Source organism: Kineococcus vitellinus, assembly GCF_009906315.1.
GTDB lineage: Bacteria > Actinomycetota > Actinomycetes > Actinomycetales > Kineococcaceae > Kineococcus > Kineococcus vitellinus.
The window spans coordinates 1-2,691 of sequence record NZ_JAAALL010000428.1; the positions used below are offsets into that span (position 1 = coordinate 1).

General features: G+C 77.3%; 3 protein-coding genes and 1 pseudogene. 3 read left to right on the forward strand and 1 reads right to left on the reverse strand.

Annotated elements, in window-relative coordinates:
* Positions 1 to 269 precede the first annotated feature (269 nt).
* From GTQ99_RS27625 to GTQ99_RS21960, 3 genes and pseudogenes are all read left to right on the forward strand, one after another.
* Positions 270 to 717: pseudogene (locus GTQ99_RS27625) on the forward strand (SAM-dependent methyltransferase).
* A gap of 18 nt (positions 718 to 735) precedes the next feature.
* Positions 736 to 1,365 carry a flavin reductase gene (locus tag GTQ99_RS21955; protein ID WP_166617812.1) on the forward strand — a complete coding sequence of 210 codons (630 nt, stop codon included), beginning with the start codon at positions 736 to 738 and terminating at the stop codon, positions 1,363 to 1,365.
* 61 nt (positions 1,366 to 1,426) lie between these two features.
* Positions 1,427 to 2,464: an MsnO8 family LLM class oxidoreductase gene (locus tag GTQ99_RS21960; RefSeq protein ID WP_166617813.1), complete on the forward strand. Its 1,038-nt coding sequence runs from the start codon at positions 1,427 to 1,429 to the stop codon at positions 2,462 to 2,464.
* Between the two features lie 26 nt (positions 2,465 to 2,490).
* Here GTQ99_RS21960 and GTQ99_RS21965 read toward each other — a convergent pair.
* Positions 2,491 to 2,691: hypothetical protein (locus tag GTQ99_RS21965; protein WP_205708003.1), on the reverse strand; the 201-nt coding region annotated here is incomplete at its 5' end.

Genomic DNA, 2,691 nt, shown 5'->3' on the forward strand with positions numbered 1-2,691 from the left:
GGCGCTGCCCGTCCGCACGTCACGGCCCCGTCGCGGCGGGGTCGGTGAGCTGCACGGCCTTCTCGGTCACGCTCGGACCCTAAACCCACAAGAAATGTTGCACAAGATGTGTTGTGGATGCTGCGGGCCCGCGGTGGGCGCGTGGCCGGCGCCGACCCGCACGGGACGCCGGAACCCCGCGCCGACGGGCCGAGGAGGCGGTGTCCGCTCCCGTCCCCCGCCGCGACGGGGCCGTGACGTGCGGACGGGCAGCGCCTACCGTGGTCGGCGTGGCTGCAGAGCTGTCCGCGCGACTGGCGGCGGTGGTGGACGCCCTGCCGCTGACCCCGGGGGCCCGGGTGCTGGAGGTCGGGTGCGGACCGGGGGCGGCGGCGCGCGCGGTGGCCCGGCGGCTGGAGGGCGGTTTCGTGCTGGCCATCGACCGCTCGGCCACCGCGGTCGCGCAGGCGCGCAGGACGTGCGCGGCGGAGATCGCCGAGGGGCTCGTGGAGGTGCGGCAGGTCGCGGTGGAGTCGTTCGCGCTGCAGCCGGGCGAGGCGCCCTTCGACCTGGTCCTCGCCGTGCGGGTGGGTGCGCTGGACGGCCGTCACCCGGCCGCCGGGCGGGTGGCCGTGCAGCGCCTGGCCGCGGCGCTGGCCGTGGGGTGGGCGGGTGTTCGTCGACGGCGGCGATCCCCTGCGGGAGCTGCGGGTGGGGGCCGCGGCACGACCGTCGTGACCGGTAGCGTCCCCACCCGTGCACTCCTACCGGCCCCGCGAGGGTCACCGCCTGGCCCACGACCCGCTGAACTCGATCGTCGCGCCCCGGCCCATCGGCTGGGTCTCGACCGCGGCGGCCGACGGGACCAGGAACCTGGCGCCGTACAGCTTCTTCACGCTGTTCAACTACCGGCCGCCCATCGTGGGGTTCTCCAGCACCGGCCGCAAGGACAGCGTCGCGAACGCCGAGGCCGGCGGGGAGTTCGTCTGGAACCTGGCCTCCGCGGCGCTGGCGGGCCCGATGAACCAGACCTCCGCGACGGTGGGTCCCGAGGTCGACGAGTTCGAGCTGGCGGGGCTCACGCCGGTGCCCTCGGAACTGGTGGGTCCCCCGCGGGTGGCCGAGAGCCTGGTCGCCTTCGAGTGCAGGGTCAGCAGCGTCCAGCAGCTCACCGACGCCGCGCAGCGCGAGGTCGGCGCCTGGCTCGTCCTGGGCGAGGTCGTCATGGTCCACATCGACGAGCGGCTGCTCGTCGACGGGGTGTTCGACACCCTGGCCGCCGACCCGCTGCTGCGCGGGGGCGGCCCGTCCGACTACTTCACCATCGGCGAGGAGCGCCGCCTGCGGATGGACCGCCCCGACGCCGCGAGCCACGGCTCGCGCTGACCGGTCCCACGGGGGCGGGAGCGGGATGCAGCGGCCCCGGCCCGGTGTTGCAGGGACCACCATGCCCGAACCGACGACAGCACCGGCCGCGACAGCACCCGGCCCAGGGGCACCGCTCGCCCTGTCGCTGCTGGACCGCACCCGCACCACCGCTCCCCCCGGCGGCGGCCCCGGGGACGACGCCGCCGCCGTCCGCGCCACGGTCGAGCGCGCGGTCCGCGCGCAGGCGCTGGGCTACCACCGCTTCTGGGTGGCCGAGCACCACGCGGTGCCCGGCGTCGTCGGCCCGGCGCCGGCGGTGCTGCTGGGTGCCGTCGCCGCGGCGCTGGACCCGTCCTCGGCGCTGCGGATCGGTTCCGGCGGGGTGATGCTGCCCAACCACGTCCCGCTGGTGGTCGCCGAGCAGTTCGCCGTCCTGCAGGCCCTGCGCCCGGGCCGCGTCGACCTCGGGGTGGGCCGCTCGGCCGGTTTCACCGCCCCCGTGCGGGCGGCGCTGCGCGCCGACGGCAGCGACGCGCAGGAGTTCACTGCGGCGCTGGGCGAGCTGCTGGACCTGCTGCACGGGCGGGCACCGGTGACCGTCCGCCCGCGCGTGCCGGCACCGCCGGTCACGGTGCTGGCCACCGGCGCGGGGCTGGCGGCCGCCGCGCAGCTGGGCCTGCCCGTCGTCGTGGGCGGTCCCGCGCTGGAGGACCCGGCACGGCTGGCGCAGTACCGGGAGCAGTTCGTCGACCACGGGCACGGCGGTCCGCGCGTTGCGGTGCTGACCGACGTGCTCGTCGCCGACGACGTCGCCGCGGCCCGGCGCGAGCTGCTGCCGCAGGCGTGGTCGCTGGCGGTCTCGCGCACCCGCGGGGAGTTCCCCCCGCTGCCCGCCCCCGGGGACGTCGACCTGGCCGCCCTCAGCGCCCGCGAGCGCCGCACCGTGGACGCGGTCCTCGCGCAGGGGGTCGTCGGCACCGAGGCCCAGGTGCGCCGGCAGGTCGGCGACCTGCTGGCACGGCTGGGGGCCCAGGAGCTCCTCGTCGCCACGACCGTGCACGATCCGGACCTGCAGGCGGAGTCCGACGCGCGCCTGGCCGACGCGCTGCTCGGGTGATGCCGGACGCGCGCCGCCCGGGCGGTTCAGGACCAGGTGCCGGCGCCGCGCGGGCGGGGGACGACCCCGTCGACCCCGCCCTCGGGCCGCGCGAGCTCGCTGCGCACGTCGATCCACAACCGCACGAGGCCGACCACCAGCGTGAGGACGACCATGCCCGCGAGCGTGCCGTGCTCCACCGAGATCACCCGCCCACCCCCAGCTCCCGACGCCGCCGTGCTCAGGAG